18 protein-coding genes are annotated in these 21,485 nt (G+C 34.5%); 6 read left to right on the forward strand and 12 right to left on the reverse strand.

Annotated elements, in window-relative coordinates; translation table 11 throughout:
• Positions 1-13: 13 nt before the first annotated feature.
• From ES674_RS03290 to ES674_RS03305, 4 genes are all read left to right on the forward strand, one after another.
• The gene (locus ES674_RS03290) at positions 14-2,692 is read left to right on the forward strand and encodes a carboxypeptidase-like regulatory domain-containing protein (protein ID WP_148402552.1); all 2,679 of its coding nucleotides are present in this window, start codon (positions 14-16) and stop codon (positions 2,690-2,692) included.
• Positions 2,693-3,170: 478 nt separating this feature from the next.
• Complete coding sequence (locus tag ES674_RS03295; protein WP_148402553.1) at positions 3,171-3,860, forward strand: hypothetical protein; 690 nt, start codon at positions 3,171-3,173, stop codon at positions 3,858-3,860.
• 93 nt (positions 3,861-3,953) lie between these two features.
• A complete protein-coding gene (locus ES674_RS03300; RefSeq protein WP_148402554.1) occupies positions 3,954-4,655 on the forward strand; it encodes a CoA transferase subunit A in 702 nt (233 codons plus the stop codon).
• A gap of 42 nt (positions 4,656-4,697) precedes the next feature.
• Positions 4,698-5,351: a CoA transferase subunit B gene (locus ES674_RS03305; RefSeq protein ID WP_148402555.1), complete on the forward strand. Its 654-nt coding sequence runs from the start codon at positions 4,698-4,700 to the stop codon at positions 5,349-5,351.
• 586 nt (positions 5,352-5,937) lie between these two features.
• On the opposite strand, the gene ES674_RS03310 is transcribed toward ES674_RS03305, so the two are convergent.
• Positions 5,938-7,629: an ABC transporter ATP-binding protein gene (locus ES674_RS03310; RefSeq protein ID WP_148402556.1), complete on the reverse strand. Its 1,692-nt coding sequence runs from the start codon at positions 7,627-7,629 to the stop codon at positions 5,938-5,940.
• 166 nt (positions 7,630-7,795) lie between these two features.
• Here ES674_RS03310 and ES674_RS15540 point away from each other — a divergent pair, with 166 nt between their 5' ends.
• The gene (locus ES674_RS15540) at positions 7,796-9,868 is read left to right on the forward strand and encodes a GEVED domain-containing protein (protein ID WP_246125964.1); all 2,073 of its coding nucleotides are present in this window, start codon (positions 7,796-7,798) and stop codon (positions 9,866-9,868) included.
• Positions 9,869-9,938: 70 nt separating this feature from the next.
• Here the strand turns inward: ES674_RS15540 and ES674_RS03320 are convergent, their stop codons facing one another.
• The 11 genes from ES674_RS03320 to hemA form a co-directional block, all read right to left on the reverse strand.
• Entirely contained in the window at positions 9,939-10,652 is a 714-nt protein-coding gene (locus tag ES674_RS03320; protein ID WP_148402557.1) for a 3'-5' exonuclease, read from the reverse strand.
• 11 nt (positions 10,653-10,663) lie between these two features.
• The gene (locus tag ES674_RS03325) at positions 10,664-11,818 is read right to left on the reverse strand and encodes a serine hydrolase domain-containing protein (RefSeq protein WP_148402558.1); all 1,155 of its coding nucleotides are present in this window, start codon (positions 11,816-11,818) and stop codon (positions 10,664-10,666) included.
• Between the two features lie 116 nt (positions 11,819-11,934).
• Complete coding sequence (locus ES674_RS03330; RefSeq protein WP_148403627.1) at positions 11,935-12,408, reverse strand: methylated-DNA--[protein]-cysteine S-methyltransferase; 474 nt, start codon at positions 12,406-12,408, stop codon at positions 11,935-11,937.
• Between the two features lie 5 nt (positions 12,409-12,413).
• Positions 12,414-13,499: a CNNM domain-containing protein gene (locus ES674_RS03335; protein WP_148402559.1), complete on the reverse strand. Its 1,086-nt coding sequence runs from the start codon at positions 13,497-13,499 to the stop codon at positions 12,414-12,416.
• Between the two features lie 116 nt (positions 13,500-13,615).
• Complete coding sequence (gene hemB, locus ES674_RS03340) at positions 13,616-14,605, reverse strand: porphobilinogen synthase (RefSeq protein WP_148402560.1); 990 nt, start codon at positions 14,603-14,605, stop codon at positions 13,616-13,618.
• A 3-nt stretch (positions 14,606-14,608) separates the two neighbouring features.
• Positions 14,609-15,001 (reverse strand): YchJ family protein, encoded by a 393-nt coding sequence (locus ES674_RS03345; RefSeq protein ID WP_148402561.1) that lies wholly within the window; start codon positions 14,999-15,001, stop codon positions 14,609-14,611.
• 19 nt (positions 15,002-15,020) lie between these two features.
• Entirely contained in the window at positions 15,021-15,923 is a 903-nt protein-coding gene (gene hemF / locus ES674_RS03350) for an oxygen-dependent coproporphyrinogen oxidase (RefSeq protein WP_148402562.1), read from the reverse strand.
• Entirely contained in the window at positions 15,913-16,449 is a 537-nt protein-coding gene (locus tag ES674_RS03355) for a GNAT family N-acetyltransferase (RefSeq protein ID WP_148402563.1), read from the reverse strand. The genes hemF and ES674_RS03355 overlap by 11 nt, the downstream gene beginning before the upstream one ends.
• Positions 16,450-16,457: 8 nt before the next feature.
• Positions 16,458-17,486, reverse strand: coding sequence for a uroporphyrinogen decarboxylase (gene hemE, locus ES674_RS03360; RefSeq protein WP_148402564.1), 1,029 nt, complete (start codon positions 17,484-17,486; stop codon positions 16,458-16,460).
• 46 nt (positions 17,487-17,532) lie between these two features.
• Positions 17,533-19,110, reverse strand: a complete 1,578-nt coding sequence (gene hemC / locus ES674_RS03365) for a hydroxymethylbilane synthase (RefSeq protein WP_148402565.1) — start codon at positions 19,108-19,110, stop codon at positions 17,533-17,535.
• Positions 19,103-20,365: a glutamyl-tRNA reductase gene (hemA, locus tag ES674_RS03370; protein ID WP_148402566.1), complete on the reverse strand. Its 1,263-nt coding sequence runs from the start codon at positions 20,363-20,365 to the stop codon at positions 19,103-19,105. The genes hemC and hemA overlap by 8 nt, the downstream gene beginning before the upstream one ends.
• A 196-nt stretch (positions 20,366-20,561) precedes the next feature.
• Here hemA and ES674_RS03375 point away from each other — a divergent pair, with 196 nt between their 5' ends.
• Positions 20,562-21,455, forward strand: coding sequence for a helix-turn-helix transcriptional regulator (locus ES674_RS03375; protein WP_148402567.1), 894 nt, complete (start codon positions 20,562-20,564; stop codon positions 21,453-21,455).
• The last annotated feature ends 30 nt before the right edge of the window (positions 21,456-21,485 follow it).

The raw sequence follows: 21,485 nt of genomic DNA on the forward strand, positions 1-21,485 counted from the left end.
ACAAAATAAGTTCATGAAATATATCATAACGTCTGTTTTATTAATCTTTGTGGCTGTAGTTTCTCCAGCTCAAAATATAGAAGTAACAGGTGTTATAACCGATAGTTTGCAAAACCCACTGGAATATGCTAATATTTTAGCCGTTCCGAAGGCAGAAAATGCGGATATTCGTTTTTCTATTACGGATAAGGCAGGTAAATATTTGATGCAACTGGAAGCAAACCAAAGCTACCAAATTACAGTGAGTTATTTGGGGTTTACTCCGAAAACTTGGTCTTTAATTACTCAAGAAATTGCCATTTCAAAAAGCTTCGCATTACAAGAAAACTTAAACCAACTTAATGAAGTAGAACTTCATTATACACCTCCAATTACTGTAAAAAAAGACACAATTGTTTATCTCACTGATAGATTTGTAACTGGAGAGGAACGCAAATTACGTGATGTTTTAAAAAAATTACCAGGTGTTGAGGTAGATCGGGATGGTAACGTAACCTCCAACGGGAAGCGTGTAACCAAAGTATTAGTTGAAGATAAAACCTTTTTTACAGGTAATAGTAAATTAGCCGTAAACAATATTCCAGCTGATGCCATTGATAAAGTAGAAATGCTAGATAATTATAACGAAGTTGCTATGTTAAAAGGTTTACAAGATAGTGAAACCTTGGCTATGAACATTAAATTGAAAGCGGATAAAAAAAAATTTGTTTTTGGCGATGTGGAAGCTGGTTTAGGAATAAAAGAACGTTATGTGGTGCATCCAAACGTTTTTTATTACAGTCCAGAAACCACCGTTAATTTTATAGGCGATTTAAATAATACAGGACTTAAAAGTTTTACACTACGTGATTATTTAGAGTTTGAAGGCGGTACCAGTAAGCTTTTGGAAGATGCGGGAAGTTATTTTGACTTATTTAATAGCGATTTTGCACGGTATCTAATCAATGAAGATTTTAAAGCAAATACCAATCAGTTTGTAGCAGCAAATATCAGGCAATCTATCAGCTCAAATTCTGATATAAGTGCCTATGTTATTTCTAACAATGCCAAAACAGAAACGCAAAGCGAAACCAATACGGCTTATTTAGATAATGATACACCGTTTACAGAAGATAGAACAAGTAATAACACAGTAAATACCTTTTTCACCATCGGAAAACTAACCTATGATTATGACCCAAGTTTTAATGAAGATTTAAGTTTTAATAGTTTTGTGAAAATTACTAACAATGATAGTCAAGGATTTATTTCAACTATTAATCCTGCACAAAACAACCAAATAGCAACCCAGTCCGATATTAAAAATATCAATTTAAAACAGCAGGTAAGTTATAGTAAAAAACTCAACGATAATCATACTGGCACTTTGGAAGCATCTTACACCTACCAAAATGACAAACCCATTACCAATTGGGTAACCAACCAACAAATTCTACAAGGGTTAATTCCATTGCAAACCGATGATTTTTATAATATTCTTCAAACTAAAAAAATTAAAACCCATGTTGCAAATGCCATTGTTAAGGATTATTGGGTGTTAAATAGTTTTAATCATTTATATACAAGTATGGGTATTAATGCCGCTTTTGATAATCTGTATTCAAATGACGCGCAATTATTGAGTAATGGTAGTATCAATGATTTTTCCAATGCTGGTTTTGGTAATGATTTTCAATACCAATTAATTAATACGTTTATTGGCTTAGAATATAAATTTCAAATAGGAATAGCTACGTTTAAACCAGCTATATACTATCATAATTATCTCTGGAGTACTAGGCAGAATAACCTTGGAGAAACAAAAAATAAAGCTTTGTTGTTACCTCAATTTTCAACTAAAATCGAATTTAATAATAGTGAAAAAATCAGTTTTAAATATCGATTAAATGCACGTTTTCCAAGCGTTGATCAACTTGCAAGTAACTTTATGTTATCTAGCTTTAATAGCGTTTATAGAGGGAATCCGAATTTGGAAAATCAATTGTACCATTCAGCTAGTTTAAATTATTATAAATCTAGTTTTTTTAAAGGTTTTTATTTAAATCTAGGAACGAACGTTAATAAAAAAATTGAGCAAATTAAAACCGTGACACAGTTGAACGGTATTGAACAATTTAATTCGGAAATTATGTTCAATCAACCGGAACATACTTGGACGGTAAATGGTGCCATTAATAAGAAAATTAAAAAAATTAGCTACAAATTTAAAAGTCGCTTTACCTATAATGATTTTTATCAGTTGGTTAATAATCAAACCAATTTAAATAGTTCAAAAGGTGTTTCTTCCACGATTAGCGTGGAATCATTTTTTAGGAATTGGCCTAATTTCGAAATTGCCTACACCAAGGATTTTAGTAATTATAAAGCGTTTGGAAGTAAAACGAAATTTGAAAACGATGAAATTTTTACATCTTTAGAATATGATTTTCTGACCAACTTCATCTTTAAAGCGGATTATACATTCAATAGTTATAAAAATAAAACAGCTGGAATAAATAATCAATTTTACAACGCTAATGCATCACTTTTCTATCAAACAGAAAATAGTCCTTGGGGTTTTGAAATGGGTATTTCAAACATTTTTAATACCGAATTTAAACAGCAAAATTCTTTCTCCAGTTTTTATATTAGCGATAGCAAAACCTTTATCATGCCGCGTATTTTTATGTTTAAAATAGCTTATAAATTATAACGTCAATTTGTCTTTAATTTAAAGTGATTCAGACTCATAAACTTCAAAAGCCATTGGTTTCCGAATGGCTTTTTTATTTGTTACTCATCAGCATGAATACTTTGATGAAAAAGACTATTTCAACAAATCCAAAAACCCTAAAGTGCTGACAGAAACCTTTTTTACGGGAAAACCGTAACGGTTTTTCATGTTTTCGATGAAGTGCATAAATTTCTTCAAAAAACCTGATGGTGTTTCTTTTTTTTTTTAGGTTTGAAAAGCCGAGAGTATGTATTTTAGATTTGAAGTTTTTAAAATGCTCGCTCGAAGCATGATCGCGTTCTTAAACCGGCGTCAGTTTTTTATTAGTATTCTGTTTGGGATAGTGTGCACAAAACTTCAAAATTGAAAACTTCAAGGCTTTAATATGGGCCAAAATCGATTATTAATTAGCCTATTCTATAAAATAAAAGCATTTAACTTAAAAATTTTATAAAACTTGAAAAATTATCTATATTCATTCGTTTTAATAATTCTTCTATCATGGATTTCTGGCTGTTCTGGCAAGAAAGAATCTGTTTCAAATGAAAGTAATAGTCAGAATCTAAATAGTGTCAATAGGGTTACTTCAAATGAAATATTTGCAACTATAAATAATAATGAATTTAGTTTTAATTTTGATAAAGATAATTTAGATATTTATTTAAAAACAGAATTCGGTACTTCTAAAATTGAATTTAAATATGAAGATCAAATCTCGTTATTAGCAGATTCCCAAAATAGCAGTTTGAAAGCTTCTTTAGGAACAAATCATAAAATGGATTTACGAAACATGGCTTTTAATGAAAACGTCGTTTCTTTTGATGAGTATAGGGATAATATTTTTTACAAAAAGAACAATATCGAGCTTTCTCAAAAAATAAGTAAACAAGACTTTTTTAATAGTTTAGATAATACGCTTTTATTAGAAAACGGAAATATTAATAATCAATTAAATTCGAAAGCTTGCCCGCCCTGTATTGTCATATTAGTTGTTGGTGCATTCACTTTAATTAGTGATTCTAATGAGAGTGATAGTAACTGGTGTCAATTGGCATTACAAGCAGTTATACAAAATTGTGCAAACCGAGAAGGGCTTTGCGTTAAAATTACTGGACCTTGTACTGCAGAATGCGGCATTTGTAAATAATGATTAAATATTTTAGTTTCAAAAAATTCCAAAAGCCATTCCCTTCCGAATGGCTTTTTTATTTCGTATTTTTCGGAAGCAAAAAAATAGATTATGATTAATAAACAAGTTGCAGATATTAATGAAGCCTTACAAGGTGTAACCGATAATATGACCTGCATGTTGGGCGGTTTTGGATTAAGCGGTATTCCTGAAAATTGTATTGCCAAACTGGTAGAATTAGAAGTAAAAGGGTTAACCTGTATTTCTAATAATGCTGGTGTGGACGATTTTGGATTGGGATTGCTACTACACAAACGCCAAATAAAAAAAATGATTTCTTCTTACGTGGGTGAGAATGATGAATTTGAGCGCCAAATGTTAAGCGGTGAGTTGGATGTAGAGCTAATTCCGCAAGGTACATTGGCCGAACGTTGCCGCGCAGCTCAAGCTGGTTTCCCTGCAATTTACACACCTGCTGGTTACGGAACGGAAGTTGCCGAAGGCAAAGAAACACGTGATTTTGATGGTAAAATGTATGTGTTAGAACATGCTTTTAAAGCCGATTTTGCTTTTATAAAAGCCTGGAAAGGTGATGCTGCTGGAAACTTAGTTTTTAAAGGAACAGCTCGAAATTTCAACCCTAATATGTGTGGAGCAGCGAAAATAACCGTTGTTGAGGTGGAAGAATTAGTGCCTGTTGGCGAATTGGATCCCAACCAAATTCATATTCCAGGAATTTTTGTTCAACGTATTTTTGAAGGTAAAAACTACGAAAAACGCATTGAGCAAAGAACTGTGAGAACTCGCGAGTAATTTTCAAATCATCAAATCAACTAATTTTCAAATTAAAAAAGCATGTTAGATAAAAACGGAATAGCAAAACGTATTGCACAAGAGGTTCAAGATGGTTACTACGTGAATTTAGGAATCGGTATCCCGACTTTAGTTGCCAATTATGTGCGTGACGATATAGAAGTAGAATTTCAAAGTGAAAATGGCGTACTCGGAATGGGCCCATTTCCTTTTGACGGCGATGAAGATGCCGATATTATAAATGCTGGAAAGCAAACTATTACCACTTTGCCAGGAGCAAGTTTCTTTGATTCGGCAATGAGTTTCTCTATGATACGTGGAAAACATGTGGATTTAACCATTCTAGGGTCTATGGAAGTTGCGGAAAACGGTGATATTGCCAATTGGAAAATTCCAGGTAAAATGGTAAAAGGTATGGGTGGTGCTATGGATTTAGTGGCTAGTGCCGAAAATATTATTGTGGCTATGATGCATACCAATAAGGCTGGCGAATCAAAATTATTGAAGCGTTGCTCATTGCCATTAACAGGGGTTGGTTGCGTTAAAAAGATTGTGACCAACCTTGCCGTTATAGAAGTAACTGATAAAGGTTTTAAATTATTAGAACGTGCTCCAGGTGTTTCTGTTGAAGAAATTCAAAAAGCAACCGAAGGAACTTTAATTATTGAAGGTGATATCCCTGAAATGAGCATTTAAGCGAATTCCATTTGCCCTTAATTTAAAATAAGCAGGCCAAATAAAATGAGGCTTTAGCCGAATTCAGTTTAACTTTAACTTGAAATAGAAAAGCCAAACTAAATGAGCATTTAAGACAATACAGTATTAATTGTATTTTATATAGAAATAATAAAATATATTATCATTGAATATTCAGAATTAAAATTAGAATAAAAAAGCCACTTCTTACAGTGGCTTTTTTTATTTCAAGTTATTTTTATGTAGGAAAAAAGAGTTAATAAGTCCTTAAATGTTAAAAATGTATGTATTTTATCGAAAATATATGTATTTCAACTGAAACTTTCAAATATTTATGTCATATTAGCAATCCCAAACTTAACCAATGAATTTAGTAAATGCTTTTAAAAAATTGAATTATTGTAAGCCCCAAATCTATCATAATTTAACTTTTTAAAAGAAACCCAAATCTATCAAAAACGTAACCTACATTATGAATATGGAAGCAAATCTACCTGAACAACCTACACGTTATGAAAACAATTTAATTCAAAACACCAGTCAATTCGTTAGAAGTATGATGTATTTGACTAAAAAATTATTCATGCTATAATCCTTTAGGAATAGCATGAATAAGTTTTTTGGTGTATGCTGTTTGTGGATTCGCATAAATTAAATCGGCATCATTCATTTCTTCAATTTGCCCTTTATTCATTACAATTAAATTATCTGACATATATTTTACAACCGCTAAATCGTGTGAAATAAATATATAGGTAAACCCAAAGTTTTCCTTTAAATCATTCAATAAATTCAGCACCTGCGCTTGCACGGAAATATCTAAAGCTGAAACAGATTCATCACAAATAATTAATTTAGGCTCTAAAGCAATAGTTCTGGCAATTCCAATTCGTTGGCGTTGACCTCCAGAAAATTCATGCGGATAACGTGAAAAGAAAGCGGCATCCAAACCTACTTGCTCCAATAATTTTAAAACACGTTGCTTTCTATCAGCATCCGATGTACCGATGCCGTGAACCTTCATGGGTTCCATAATGGCTTTTCCTACTGGAATTCGTGGATTTAAGGACGCGTAAGGATCTTGAAATATAATTTGAATGTCTTTTCGTAATTCCCGAATAGCACTTTTTGGCAAGGTTGTAATATCTACATCTTTATATAATATTTGGCCAGCAGAAGCTTTATCAAGTTGTAAAATAACGTTGGCTAAAGTGGATTTACCACAACCAGATTCACCAACCAAGCCCAACGTTTCACCTTCATATAGATTAAAACTAACCTGGTCAACGGCTTTAAAAGGTTCATCCTTTTTAAACCAACCTGATTTAGAAAAATAGGTTTTATCTAAATTCTTAACGCTTAATAAGGGTTCTTTTGAATATAACTTTTTATGATTTTCAACGCGATTTTCCGTGGTGATTTCGGTTTTATCAATCGTGTCATTTATATAATCTTTAATAGTGGCTAAACGTTTATATCTAATATGTAAGTCGGGTCTAGCATTAATTAAAGCTTTGGTATAACTATGCTGCGGATTATTAAAAATATCTTTCACCAAACCTTGTTCTACAATATGACCTTGATACATTACCACTACGCGATTAGATATTTCAGAAATCAGCGCCAAATCATGAGAAATAAACAGAATACTCATGCCTTGCTCTTGCTGCAATTCTTTGAGCAATAGGATTATTTCTTTTTGAACAGTAACATCCAAAGCCGTTGTAGGCTCGTCTGCAATTAATACTTTCGGTTTACAAGCAATGGCCATGGCAATCATAACACGCTGCTTTTGTCCGCCAGAAATTTCATGTGGATAGGCTTTAAAAACGCGTTCGGGATTGGGAAGTTTTACTTTTTCAAAAAGATTTAAAGTTTCCGTTTTAGCGGCTGCTTTTGATAATTTGGTATGCTGTAATACTATTTCGCGAACCTGTTCACCACAACGCATGGAGGGATTTAGAGAACTCATAGGTTCTTGAAAAATCATGGCAATATCATTTCCACGAATTTTCTGAAACGCTTTTGAAGATACTTGCGTTAAATCACGATTATCAAAATTTATAGAACCCTCCGTGATTTTTGAAATGCCTTTAGGTAATAAACCCATTATAGCCAAAGATGAAACGGATTTTCCAGAACCAGATTCACCAACAATTCCTAAAATTTCATTTGGAAACAAGTCATAAGAAATCCCATGGATAATTTCATTCTCAATTTTATTATTGAAAAATGAAATTTTCAAGTTGTTTACCTCTAAAATTTTGTCTGTTCGCATACGTAAAAGTAGGTCTTTTCTTCAATACCATTGTGGTAAAACCGTAAACTTGCTGATAGCCTAATTTAAAGTTAAAAAAAGCATAAAAAAAGTTCTTAAAGTGATAATTGTATGTTAAATTCACAATAATTTCACATAAAAACCTAATAAATAGCAATTAACTATTATGAAAAACAACCTAAAACTACTAGTACTTTCCTTACTGTTTACGGGACTTGGTTTCGCTCAAGAGCGAAATTGTGCTTCCATGGACAATTTGGAATACCGAATGAGTCAAGATCCAGGTCTTGAACAAAAAATGGCTCAAATTGAAGCCTACACGGAAAGCAAGATTCAGAGTATGCAGAACAATAAAATTGTTGGTTCTATCATAACGATTCCTGTTGTTGTGCATGTTATTTACAGCAACTCCAATGAGAATATTAGTGATGCTCAAATTTTATCGCAAATTCAAGTTTTGAATGACGATTTCAGAAGAATGAATACCGATGCCAACAATACGTGGTCTCAAGCTGCGGATACGCAAATTCAGTTTTGTATGGCTACAGTAGATCCTAATGGAAATCCAACAAATGGGATTACCAGAAAGTCTTCTACTAAAACATCATGGGGAACTAGCGATGCTATGAAAAAATCATCGCAAGGTGGTGTAAATCCATGGAATACATCTCAGTATTTAAACATGTGGGTTTGTAATATTGGCGGCGGAATTTTAGGCTATGCCCAATTTCCTGGAGGTAGTTCTTCAACGGATGGTGTTGTTATTGGTCCAAATTACTTTGGAAGTAAAAATGGCGGTTCAGGATTTTATTTGGCAGCCCCATTTAATTTAGGAAGAACTACAACTCACGAAGTTGGTCACTTTTTAAACTTACGTCACATTTGGGGCGATGGTGGCTGTTCAGTTGACGATTATGTTACTGATACACCAACCTCTGATGCTCCAAACTACGGTTGTGCTACAGGACATGTTTCTTGTGGAACAACAGATATGGTTCAAAATTATATGGATTATAGTGATGATTCTTGTATGAACTTATATACGCAAGGTCAAAAAAACAGAATGCGTGCTATTTTACTTGCTGGAGGTTCTAGAGCAAGTCTTGGCGCTTCAACAAAATGTGATAGCGGTACGCCGACACCAACCTGTTCAGATGGTATTCAAAATGGCAATGAAACGGGTATTGATTGTGGCGGTTCTTGTGCACCATGTCAAACAGGTCCACAATATTGTGCCTCTAAAGGACAAAGCGTTAGTGATGAGTACATTTCTAGAGTTCAATTAGGGACTATCAATAAATCATCTGGAGCACAAACGTATTCAAACTTTACATCAACTTCAACTGATTTATCTAAAGGAAGTAATTATTCATTAGCTGTAACGCCTACTTGGTCTGGATCAGCCTATAACGAAGGTTATGCCATGTGGATTGATTATAATCAAGATGGTGATTTCACAGGTGCAGGCGAATTAGTTTGGTCTAAATCGGCTTCTAAAACTACGCCAGCAACAGGAAGTTTTACGGTTCCTACAGCGGCTCTTACGGGTTCAACAAGAATGCGCGTATCTATGAAATATAATGGTATTCCAACCTCATGTGAAACATTTAGTTATGGTGAAGTTGAAGATTATACGGTAAATATTGTAAGTGGAGGAAGTTCTGGCGGCAGTACAACTGTTAATTTAGCGATTACATTTGATAATTATCCAGAAGAAACCTCTTGGGCTATTCTTCAAGGTAGCACTACAGTTGCTTCAGGTGGTACTTATGGTTCACAACCAGATCGTTCTACTTTAAACCTTAACATCGATTTACCTGCTGGATGCTATTCTTTAGTTGTTCGCGATGTTTATGGAGATGGTATATGCTGTAGATACGGAAATGGATCCTACACATTAAAAGACGGCAGCACAACGCTAGCTACTGGCGGTTCTTTTGGTAGCTCTCAAACCACTAATTTCTGTGTTGGTGGCGCTTCAAGATCTCTTGAAAATGTAACTACAACTTCTGGCGATGATTTGTTTAAAATATATCCTAATCCAACAAAACAATCGCTTAATGTGGCATTAGATGGTTTAGAAGCTCAAAGTTACCAGATAATTAATATGCTTGGACAAACTGTATTAAAAGGTGCTTTTGCAGAGTCTATTAATGTTTCTGAATTAAATAGTGGTATATACTTAATACAGCTGAATATTGGAGAGAAAACGAAAGTGAAACGTTTTATTAAAGAGTAATTTTAATTAATTAGTCAAACGAAAAAGTCCGGAGTGAAAACTCCGGACTTTTTTTTATACTATCATTTTTTTAAATATGAACAATCTCGTTATCATGAAGTAATTCATCGCCACGAAGTCTTAAAAATATTTGTGCCACAGCAATGGTATCTTTTTCGCAGTAAATCACAATCCGATCCATATCATTTTCTTCATAGAAAACCCGATACACTTCGCTGCCATCAATATCGTCTTTAGGAGACGGAATACCGAGTACATTGGTTAGTAATTTTAATGAGGTATAGGTTTTATAATCGCCAAATTTCCATAATTCCAAAGTATCTAAATGCGGCACTTCCCAAGGTTTTTTGCCAAAGAGATTCAGTTTTTGCGGCAATTCTATATTATGAATTATCATGCGTCGCGCTATATAGGGAAAATCGAATTCCTTACCATTATGAGCACAAAGCAGATGTTTGTTTTCGTTAAAATGCGTGTTAAGAAGATTTTTAAAGTCTTTTAAAACGGTAATTTCTTCACCATAAAAAGAGGTGACTCTAAACTTCCGGATAGCGCCTTCCATTTTAAAGTAGCCAACAGAAATACAGACTATTTTACCAAATTCAGCCCAAATACCAGCACGATCATAGAATTGTTCTGCTGTGTATTCGTCTTTTCGTTGGTATTGTGATTTGGCTTCCCAAAGCTGTTGCTTGGTTTCATCTAAATCTGAAAAATGCCTCGTTTCTGGAACCGTTTCAATGTCTAAGAATAGAATATTTTCAAGATTTAGTTTCGCAATCATGACGTTGGGTTTTAATTTGTTTCTAACATTTTATAAGCTTCTTCAATATACGTTGTTATGTCTGGTGTAAATGTGGCAATAGCGTCACCAGGACCTTTAGAATGGCCTAATCTTACAATGATAACATTATCCGTTGGTTCAACAATTACATACTGTCCCAAGTGACCGCGCATCATAAAAAATTCTTTATCGCCCATGTTTTTTAACCAAAAACCATAACCGTATTCGGGGCTGTCTTCAAATCGCGGTTTTATAGATTTTGCTACAAAAGCAGAATCTAAAATTTGTTCGCCTTGCCATTTTCCATGATCTTTATAAAGTTTTCCTAAACGCGCAAAATCCTTCGCATTACTAGCAATACAGCAATAGGCTTTCACCATATCGTGCTCTTTACTATCCACTTGCCAAAGCGTTTCATTTTCAGAACCAAGTGGTTTCCAAAAGGATTCCGTTAAATAATCATATAGTTTTTTGCCAGTAGCTCGTTCAATTACCATAGCCAACATTTGCGTGTCGCCACTCGAGTAGGTGTACGATTGCCCCGGTTCCTTAACGACTTTTAAACCGTTTATGACTTTATCTAAATCATCATCAAAATAAGCACGCGTTGTAATAGAAAGTGGCGAATAATAAGCTTCTTCCCAATCGGTGCCTGATGCCATTGATGATAAATCACCGATAGTTAATTTGGCAGCTAAACCTTCTTTAAATGCTGGTAGAAAGTCGCCAACTGGCTGATCTAAACTTTTAATATGACCTTGCATCAATGCCTTGCCTAATAAAGCAGAAACGTAACTTTTAGCCATAGAGAAGGAGTTGGCCTTGGAATTTTCATTAAAACCATCGTAATAATTTTCAAACCAAATACTATCATTTTTAATAATCACATAAGCTATACTACCATTTTCTTCATTAATTTTTTGAAGCGTCTCTGTTTCTTTAACACTATTATATTCAGCATGATTTGGCCAAGGTTGCGGTTTTCCATTTGCAATAACTTGGTTGTCAAATTCCTTATAATCTTCTAAATATGCTGTGGTATAACCTTTAAAATAGATAGTTCTAACGGCTTTTAGAAGATAATCAGTATCGGTTATGTATAAAACAGCAATAAGAAGTGCAAATACAATTACAACCCACTTTAATAAGGACTTTAGGAATTTCATATATTATAATTTAGAAAAATAAATATAGGAAATTTTATTGAGGGGGTTCTATTAACCTTTAATAAAAAATAAGCTGTTTCCCTTTATAAACGCGGCGTTTTTGAAATATTTTTTCTTTAGAATAAAGACTGCTGTTTATAAGGATTTTCATGATCCAATAACCACTTTTTTCGATGTAAACCGCCTGCGTAACCTGTTAAACTGCCATCTGTTCCTATAACGCGGTGGCATGGAATGACTATCCAAAGCGGGTTTTTGCCATTGGCATTAGCAACAGCGCGTATAGCTTTAACATCGCCTATTTTTTTGGAAAGCTCTAAATAGGAAACTGTTTTTCCGTAAGGTATTTTTTCTAATGCATCCCAGACTGTTTTTTGAAAAACCGTTCCTTCTGGATTTAAAGTTAAATCGAATTGTTTTCGGCTACCTTCAAAATATTCATTGAGTTGGTAAACGCAATCTTGAAGACATTCTGGAATGACATCCGTCAGTTTTTCATCGGAATCTAAAATATGAATGGACGCGATACCCAAATCATCTCCCGTTATTTGGGTGAATCCTAAAGGTGTCTCGATGATGCAACTTTCCATTTCCATTAATCCGTGGCGTCTTCATCTTGAATTAAACCAAGCCGTTTGGCCCGGGATTGCCAACTATTTCTAGCTAGAATTTGTAAATCGGCAACGTCATCGCTTTCATCCATAATTTCCAAACCTAAGAGGGTTTCAATAACATCTTCCATAGTAACCAATCCGCTAACAGAGCCATATTCATCTACTACTAAAGCCATATGGTTTTTGTTTTGCACCAATTGATCAAATAACCGCGGAATGGGCGTATTACGCTTAATAATTATAATATTACGTTTAATTTCCGAAAGTAATTTATCGCCATTACCCAAAGCCATATCTTTAAATACATCGTCTTTTAAAACTAAACCTGTTATATTATCGCTTTTCTTAGTGAAAACTGGAATTCTTGAGAATTTTATGTCCATATTTTTTTTAAAAAAAGCTTCAACGGTTTGATTCTCGTTTTCAATGGACATCACCGTTCTAGGTGTCATAACATCTTTTGCTAATATGCTCTTAAAGGTTAGCATATTTCTAATCACTTTACTTTCCGATTCTTGAAAAACGCCTTCTTCTTCAGCTAAATCCGTCATAGCTTTAAAATCCTCTCGACTCAATACGCTGCCATGACCTTTGCCTCCTATTAATTTTGTTGTTAAACGTAGAAGCCATAGAATTCCTGTGTATTTCAACGGAAATATTAAAATATGTAAGGCTGTTGCTGTAAATGGCGTTAGGGATTTCCAATAGGAAGCACCAATAGTTTTTGGGATAATTTCCGAAACTATCAGGATAAGCAAGGTCATAATTGCCGAAATAATTCCGACGGTATTAATTCCAAAAAATTCAATTTTAAAAGGTAGTTTTTCTGCTTCAATACCAACCATCATGGCGCCTAAAGTATGGGCAATGGTATTTAATGTTAAAATGGCTATTAAGGGCTGATCAACATCATTTTTAAGTTTTTCCAACTGAAGCGCATAGGCTTTACCTTCTCGTTTTTTAATATTGATGAAGGTTGGCGTAACGCTTAATAAAACAGCTTCCAGAATGGAGCATAGAAAGGAAAAGAAAATTGAAATAGTAGCCCAAAGAATGAGTGTGCTCATTAACGTGAATTTTGTTTCTTGCTAATTTACAAAATCATCTGGTTTTTTCTGGATTTTAAATGCACGTTCTAAACCTCACAAATTTGGCTAATCAGTGAGGTTTAAAAAGGGCATTATTAATTTAATAATTTCACCACATCTTTGGCAAAATATGAGGCAATAACATCTGCGCCTGCGCGCTTAATGGCTGTAATTTGCTCCATCATAACAGCATCGTGGTTTAACCAACCTCGTTCTGCAGCGGCTTTTAGCATAGCATATTCACCAGAAACTTGATAAACTGCAACTGGAACATCAACGGCGTTTTTAATTTCACGAACTATGTCTAAATAGCATAATCCTGGCTTGATCATAACAATGTCCGCACCTTCATCGATATCCATTTCGGTTTCACGAATGGCTTCAAAACGGTTAGCGGGATCCATTTGATAACTTTGTTTATCTTTTGGAACGTTCGCCATATCAACTGGAGCTGAATCTAGAGCATCACGGAATGGACCATAAAATGCGGATGCATATTTTGCGGAATAACTTACAATTCCCGTGTCATAAAAACCTTCATCTTCAAAAGCTTCACGAATGCTTAATATCCTGCCATCCATCATATCGCTTGGTGCTACAAAATGAGCGCCAGCACGCGCATGAGACAAACTCATTTCCGTTAAAACATCAACGCTGGCATCGTTTAGTATTAGACCATTTTGAACAATGCCATCGTGTCCGTAAGAAGAGTATGGATCCATAGCAACATCTGTCATCACTAACATATCTGGACAGGCATTTCTAACCGTTTTAATGGCACGTTGCATAAGGCCATTGGGATTAATGGCTTCCGTCCCTTTATTATCTTTTAAATTATCAGGAACTTTTACAAAGAGTAAAACAGATTTTAAACCCAAACTCCAAAGTTCTTTTACTTCTTTCTCTAGTAAATCTAAACTGTAGCGGAAGTAATTAGGCATGGACGCAATTTCTTCTTTAACGCCTTTTCCTTCTACCACAAAAAGTGGTACTAAAAAATCGTTTGGTGAAATGATTGTTTCACGAACTAATGAACGAATTGCTTCGTTTGTTCTTAATCTTCTATTTCTTTTTAATGGATACATGTTTTATTGATTTTTGGCATAACCTAAGTAATACCAGGTTTCATTTTCTTTTATAAAAGCTGAATTTTCATAAATAACGTCAGCCTTACCGTTTTCACTAAAATAAGCATTAAAGCACACCGTGCCTTCTTGGTCATTCTTTAAACCTTTAGTCGTTTTTAAGACTTCTAGTTTTATCCAGATTACAGATTTTGCCCATTTTACAATAGCTTCTTTTTCTGAAATTGGCCTTGTAGAGCTGTGATGGGTTTGCATTAAATAATCACCGTTAGCCAAAACAAACGCACAATATCGAGATCGCATAAGTTGTGCTGCTGTTTCAGTTTTCCCTTGGTTTAAATGAAATACTTCACAACAGTCGCTATAGGTTTTAGAATTTCCGCAGTAACAATTCATAACTTAAATTGAATCGGGATTACACCCAATCTATAGGGTTTTGTAATACTTTTATTAATTTTTCTTCTTCACTTCCTGGTTCGGGATGGTGGTCATAAACCCACTGCACATGTGGCGGTAAACTCATTAAAATACTCTCTATTCGGCCGTTTGTTTTAAGTCCGAATAGTGTGCCTTTATCATGTACTAGATTAAATTCTACATAACGACCACGACGAATTTCCTGCCAGGTTCGTTGATCAGCAGTGTAAGTCAACGTTTTTCGTTTTTCAACAATAGGAACATAGGCTTCTAAAAAGCTATCGCCCACTTCGGTTACAAAATTATACCAGTCTTCCATGTTCATGTCGTTGGTTGCTTTGCAATAATCGAAAAACAAACCGCCTAAACCACGACCTTCATCACGGTGGGAATTCCAGAAATAATCATCACAGCGCTCCTTATATTTTGGATAAAATTCAGGATTATGCTTATCGCAAGCAGTTTTACAAGTGGTGTGGAAATGTTTTCCATCGGCTTCAAATAAGTAATAAGGTGTTAAATCTTGTCCGCCGCCAAACCATTGATCCACAATATTTCCATCTTTATCATACATTTCAAAATAGCGCCAGTTGGCATGAACCGCAGGAACCATTGGGTTTTTAGGATGTAATACTAAACTAATTCCACAGGCAAAAAAATCGGCATCTTCTACACCGAAGTATTTTTGCATACTGTCTGGCAATTTTCCGTGCACGCCAGAAATATTAACACCTCCTTTTTCAAAAACGTTACCATGTTCTATAACGCGGGTTCTGCCGCCGCCACCTTCTGGTCTTTCCCAAATATCTTCTTGAAATTTAGCTTTCCCATCAACGGTTTCTAATTTTGCTGTAATGGTATCCTGTAATTCTTGTATGTATTGGTAAAATTTATTTTTCATGATATAATTCGTAAAGTTCCATATCTAGAACAGATTCTTCATTGAAATGCTCATTTTCCAATGTTTTAACCCAAATAAAACCGTTGCGTTCTGCAATCTGGATGCTCGGTAAATTAGCTTTATGAATAATAATCTGGAGCGTTTCTAAATTCAATTCGTTAAAACCATAGTCTATAGCAGCTTTAACGCTTCGAGTCATCCAACCTTTACCAGAAAATTTCTGCCCTAAACAATAGGCAAATTCACCTTGTTTTAAAGTAAGATTTATGTTTTTTAAAATGACTAAACCAGCCACATCTCCAGAATCATTATCTTTTATAGCAAAGGTAAATTCATCTTTATTTTTAAGTTGCTTAGTTTTATGTTGAATGTAATTCTTGGAATCCGCTTCAGAAAGATTTTGTGAAAGCGTTTTAGGTAAAAATTGTTGAAATCGTCTTCCATTGGAAATCATTAACCGACTTAAGCTTTGCGCGTCTTGTAGTTTTAGAACTTCCAATGAAAACGATTCCGTGTATAATTTCATAACATTGTTTACTCACGGTATTCTTTAACAGCATCAATAAATGCTTTGGCATTATCCAAAGGTATATTTGGTAAAATACCATGACCTAGGTTTACAATGTATTTATCTTTTCCAAATTCGGTAATCATTTGATGCACCATTTTCTTAATTTCCGCTGGTGGCGAAAATAAACGTGTTGGATCAAAGTTACCTTGTAAAGTAATATTTCCACCGGTTAAATAACGGGCGTTTTTAGGCGAACATGTCCAGTCAATACCCAAGGCAGAAGCGCCAGATTTTGCCATAGTATCTAAAGCAAACCAACAGCCTTTTCCAAAAGCAATAACAGGAGTTTCGTCTTTTAAAGCATCAATAATTTGTTGCATATATTGCCAAGAAAATTCTTGATAATCTACTGGTGATAACATGCCACCCCAAGAATCAAAAACCTGAACGGCATTTACGCCAGCTTTCACTTTTTCTTTTAAATAAGCAATGGTAGTATCGGTAATTTTTTGAAGTAATTGATGTGCAGCTATAGGATTCGTAAAACAAAATTCCTTGGCTTTATCAAAGTTTTTACTGCCTTGACCTTGTACACAATAGCACAAAATAGTCCAAGGTGAACCCGCAAAACCAATTAATGGCACTTCATCATTTAATTTTTCTTTAGTGGCTTTAATCGCTTGATATACATAATCTAAAGCTACAGTAACATCAGGAACAATAACTTTATCTACATCCTTTTGCGTGCGAATAGGATTCGGTAAATAAGGACCAAAATTAGGTTTCATTTGAACCTCGATATTCATGGCCTGTGGAATCACTAAAATGTCGCTAAATAGAATGGCAGCATCCATACCGTAACGGCGAATTGGTTGCACGGTGATTTCACTTGCTAATTCTGGAGTTTGGCAACGCGTAAAGAAATCATACTTGGCCTTAATTTCCATGAATTCTGGTAAATAACGACCAGCTTGACGCATCATCCAAACGGGAGGACGCTCTACGGTTTCTCCTTTTAATGCTCTTAAAAATAAATCGTTCTTAATGCTCATATCTCTAGGTATTCCTATAAAAAAGGAATTGTTTTAATTTAACTTTCTATAAATAAAATTCGTTTACTAATTCCACAACACTTTCTACGGTTGGTACTTTAGCAATACGGACATCTTTAAAATATTTGCTGGCTTCGTCCGCCGTGGTGGTTCCAATGCAAAATGCAACGCCATGCGCTTCGTTTTTCTGAATATAACTTTCCACTGTAGATGGGCTGTAAAACATAACACCTTCAACAGAAGCGTCAAGTTTTTTACCGTCGTACTTGGTTTGGTAAGCTTCTACTTCGTGAACTTTGATGTTGTTTTCACCCAAAACTTTTGGAATGGTATCTAAATGCAGATTACTACAGAAATACGTTACTTCCGTGCCATCCATAAATTCCACCAAATGCGCTGCTAAATCTTCAGCGTAATTAGAGGCATGTTTAACGGGTCCGATGCGTTTTTCAATCATGCGTTTGGTACGACGACCAACGCAGTAAATATTTTTAAACTGCAATTCGGCAGCTGAATAATTAGTGGTTAAAGATTCCACACCATTTTTACTGGTAATGATGACGTTTTGAATCTCTTTTTTCAAAACACTAGGGTGAATACGGTTTAAACTAATTTTTGCGAAATCACTACTATCTGAAACAACGTCCGTGTGAAATAGAAGTTTTTGATCGTCCGTTAAGCGTTTTGTTGAAAAGATATTGATTTTTCTATCCGAACGTTTAATATCATCCATTAAACGTTTTCCGCCACGTTCTATCACATATTCAGCACAGAATTTAGCTAAATTATGATGTTCCCCTAATTTTTCATTTCGGGTGACTTCAATTTTTTTACTTCCGTCTGGGCTTAAAAGAACACCAACAAAGTTAATTTCCTCATCTTTTATAAAAGCCAATGCGCCTATAGGAGCAGAACAACCACCTTCTAAAAGATTTAAAAACTTACGTTCAATGGTGGTGCAAATTTCAGTTTCTTCATGATTAATTTCAGCACAAATAGCGCGAATTTCTTCATCTTCTTCCAAAGCTGTTACCATGATAGCACCTTGAGCTGGCGCTGGCACCATCCAGTTTAGGTTGATGGCATCTTCAGGTCTTTTATCAATACGTCCAAGGCCTGCTGCTGCAAAAATTGCAGCATTCCAATGATCATTATCTTGTAGTTTCTGTAAACGTAAATTAACATTCCCACGAATATCTTCAACCGTATGGGTTGGATACCGGTTAAGCCATTGGGCACGACGACGTAAACTTCCAGTGGCGATAACGGCTTCTTTTTGAGATAAAAACTCTTCATTATCTTTAAAAACCAAGGTATCTTTTACGTTACCTCTTTTAATAACGGCTGCTTGAACAATGCCTGCTGGTAAAAGCGTTGGTACATCTTTAAATGAATGTACGGCAATATCAATGTCGTTATTCAACATGGAAATATCTAGTGTTTTTGTAAAAACACCAACAATTCCCAGTTCGTAAATGGGTTTATTTAAAACTAAATCGCCTGCAGATTTTACAGGCACAATCACGGTTTTATGTCCAAGACCTTCTAAAAGACTTTGAACTGTTTTGGCTTGCCATAGTGCTAATTCACTATCGCGCGTGCCAATGCGTATTATTTTAGACATGTTTTAATGTTTCTTCTAGTTGAAAGACTTTTTTTATAAGTTCTAGGCTTTCATCGGTAGTAACCGCATCATCTTTTAAGTGATGAGCGAAATGATTGGTAATTTTTTGGATAATATTATTGCTGATAATTTCAGCTTGCGACTCGTTAAAATCGACAATTTTTTTACGTTGTGTATCTAATTCCGCATTTTTGAAATCGATTAATTTCATTTTCAATGCTTTAATAGTGGGTGCAAATTTACGCGTTTCTAACCAACTTTGGAATTCTACCTTAACTTCTTCAATAATAGCTTCTGCTAAAGGAATATCTAAACGTCTGTTTTCTATGGTGGCATCCGTCATTTTAGATAATTGATCCATATGGATAAGCGAAACATTCGGTAAATGGGTAACGTTAATGTTCACGTTTTTAGGAATAGATAAATCTAGAATTAATAACGGTTTTTTATTTTGAATAATATCTTTATCAACGGTTGGCATTTGAGCGCCAGTGGCAACTATTAAAACATCTGAATCGCTAATTTCTTCTTGCAAGTTGGCGTAATCCTTTACAATTAAATTAAATTTTCCAGCAATGCGTTCCGCTCTATCTTTGGTTCTGTTTATAAGCGTAATATGCGAGTTTTTGGAATGTTTCACCAAATTCTCACACGTATTTCTGCCTATTTTTCCCGTTCCAAACAAAAGAATGTTTTTGGAAGAAATGTCTTGAACTTCGTTTAAAATATACTGAACAGAAGCAAAGGCAACAGAGGTAGCGCCAGAAGAAATATTCGTTTCCGTTTTAATACGTTTACTGGCTTGAATAACGGAATTAATTAAACGTTCAATAAAGGCGTTTACTAATCCTAATTTTTTGGAAGCAATTGTGGCATTCTTTAATTGACCTATAATTTCGAAATCGCCTAAAATCTGACTATCTAAACCCGATCCTACACGAAACATGTGCGAAATAGCGTCACGATTTTTATAGATATATGCTACTTTTTGAAATTCATCTACCGTACCTTTGGTATTATCACACAACAATTGAATTAATTGGTAAGGATGCTCTGCAAATCCGTAAATTTCGGTTCTGTTGCAAGTAGATGTAACTATCAAGCTTTCAACACCGTTTGCTTTGGCTTGTTCTAAAAGTGCTTGTTTTGAATTCTCATCTAAACTAAAGTGACCGCGTATTTCAGCATCTGCTTTTTTATAGCTTAACCCAATAGCGTAGAAGTAGGTCCCTTTAGAAATTTGGTATTGAAGCATAGTGTTTTTGAAATTCCAAACAAATGTATTGTGGTAAAGTTGAATAAAGTAACGCTCAAAGAACTAATAGTGTCGTTAAGGGTTTTTTAGCGTAATTTTTAAAATTAATATGATAAATGTCATACTTTTGCAGTCGTAGCAGCAGCTTTGAACCAATTAGTTTAGAATGAATCTAAATAGAAACGAAATATTCCACATGACAGAAACACCAAAAAATGTCGCTCAAAGAACTTTTAAAGAAACAACGGTTGAAGACGGTTTTATAATTTTAACCCATCAAAATGACACCAATCAGGCTGAAATAGTTGAACGCGAGATTGATAGTAGTTTCATTCAATTTCATTTCTGTTTAAAAGGTTCTAGTATTTTTATGTTTAATAATGGGAGTTATTCATTGAATATCAAGGAGGAAACGGCTTTATTACTATACAATCCGCAGCGCGATTTACCCATTTATATGAATGTGCAACCAAAATCTTGGTTGGTATCAGTTGTATTTTCCATTCAAAAATTTCACGGATTGTTTTCTCAAGAAGCTAATTATATCACGTTTTTAAGTGGTGATAATAAGGATAAAAAATATTATAAAGACAGCGCTATTTCGCCTTCCATGGCTATTGTTTTGAATCAAATTATCAATTACAATTTAAATTCATCAGTTAAAAGCCTTTATTTTAAGGCCAAAGCTTATGAGTTATTGAGTTTATATTTCAACAGAAGTGAAGACGCCAATATTGAGCAATGTCCTTTTTTAGCAGATGAAACCAATGTGCTTAAAATTAAGAAAGCGAAAGATATTATTATTGCAAGAATGGCAGAACCTCCAAGTCTCCAAGAACTCGCTGATGAAATTCAATTAAGCTTAAAGAAACTCAAAGAAGGTTTTAAAGAAATTTATGGCGACACAGTTTTTAGTTTTCTATTTGACTATAAAATGGAAGTAGCTAGAAAATTACTGGAATCCGGTGACAATAATGTAAATGAAGTTGGGCTAAAAGTAGGTTACAGCACCTCCAGTCATTTCATTGCAGCCTTTAAAAAGAAATATGGCACAACTCCAAAAAAATACATAATGTCCGTATCTTCGTAGTTTTGAATTTTACACTTTCGAAGCACAGCT

This window comes from Bizionia myxarmorum, assembly GCF_008086205.1.
GTDB lineage: Bacteria > Bacteroidota > Bacteroidia > Flavobacteriales > Flavobacteriaceae > Algorimicrobium > Algorimicrobium myxarmorum.

Excerpts from the sequence above, each read along its gene's own strand:
- ES674_RS03290 (WP_148402552.1), top strand. The coding sequence starts at position 14 with ATGAAATATATCATAACGTCTGTTTTATTAATCTTTGTGGCTGTAGTT.
- ES674_RS03300 (WP_148402554.1), top strand. The coding sequence starts at position 3,954 with ATGATTAATAAACAAGTTGCAGATATTAATGAAGCCTTACAAGGTGTA.
- ES674_RS03305 (WP_148402555.1), top strand. The coding sequence starts at position 4,698 with ATGTTAGATAAAAACGGAATAGCAAAACGTATTGCACAAGAGGTTCAA.
- ES674_RS03310 (WP_148402556.1), bottom strand. The coding sequence starts at position 7,629 with ATGCGAACAGACAAAATTTTAGAGGTAAACAACTTGAAAATTTCATTT.
- ES674_RS15540 (WP_246125964.1), top strand. The coding sequence starts at position 7,796 with ATGAAAAACAACCTAAAACTACTAGTACTTTCCTTACTGTTTACGGGA.
- ES674_RS03320 (WP_148402557.1), bottom strand. The coding sequence starts at position 10,652 with ATGATTGCGAAACTAAATCTTGAAAATATTCTATTCTTAGACATTGAA.
- ES674_RS03325 (WP_148402558.1), bottom strand. The coding sequence starts at position 11,818 with ATGAAATTCCTAAAGTCCTTATTAAAGTGGGTTGTAATTGTATTTGCA.
- ES674_RS03330 (WP_148403627.1), bottom strand. The coding sequence starts at position 12,408 with ATGGAAAGTTGCATCATCGAGACACCTTTAGGATTCACCCAAATAACG.
- ES674_RS03335 (WP_148402559.1), bottom strand. The coding sequence starts at position 13,499 with ATGAGCACACTCATTCTTTGGGCTACTATTTCAATTTTCTTTTCCTTT.
- hemB (WP_148402560.1), bottom strand. The coding sequence starts at position 14,605 with ATGTATCCATTAAAAAGAAATAGAAGATTAAGAACAAACGAAGCAATT.
- ES674_RS03345 (WP_148402561.1), bottom strand. The coding sequence starts at position 15,001 with ATGAATTGTTACTGCGGAAATTCTAAAACCTATAGCGACTGTTGTGAA.
- hemF (WP_148402562.1), bottom strand. The coding sequence starts at position 15,923 with ATGAAAAATAAATTTTACCAATACATACAAGAATTACAGGATACCATT.
- ES674_RS03355 (WP_148402563.1), bottom strand. The coding sequence starts at position 16,449 with ATGAAATTATACACGGAATCGTTTTCATTGGAAGTTCTAAAACTACAA.
- hemE (WP_148402564.1), bottom strand. The coding sequence starts at position 17,486 with ATGAGCATTAAGAACGATTTATTTTTAAGAGCATTAAAAGGAGAAACC.
- hemC (WP_148402565.1), bottom strand. The coding sequence starts at position 19,110 with ATGTCTAAAATAATACGCATTGGCACGCGCGATAGTGAATTAGCACTA.
- hemA (WP_148402566.1), bottom strand. The coding sequence starts at position 20,365 with ATGCTTCAATACCAAATTTCTAAAGGGACCTACTTCTACGCTATTGGG.
- ES674_RS03375 (WP_148402567.1), top strand. The coding sequence starts at position 20,562 with ATGACAGAAACACCAAAAAATGTCGCTCAAAGAACTTTTAAAGAAACA.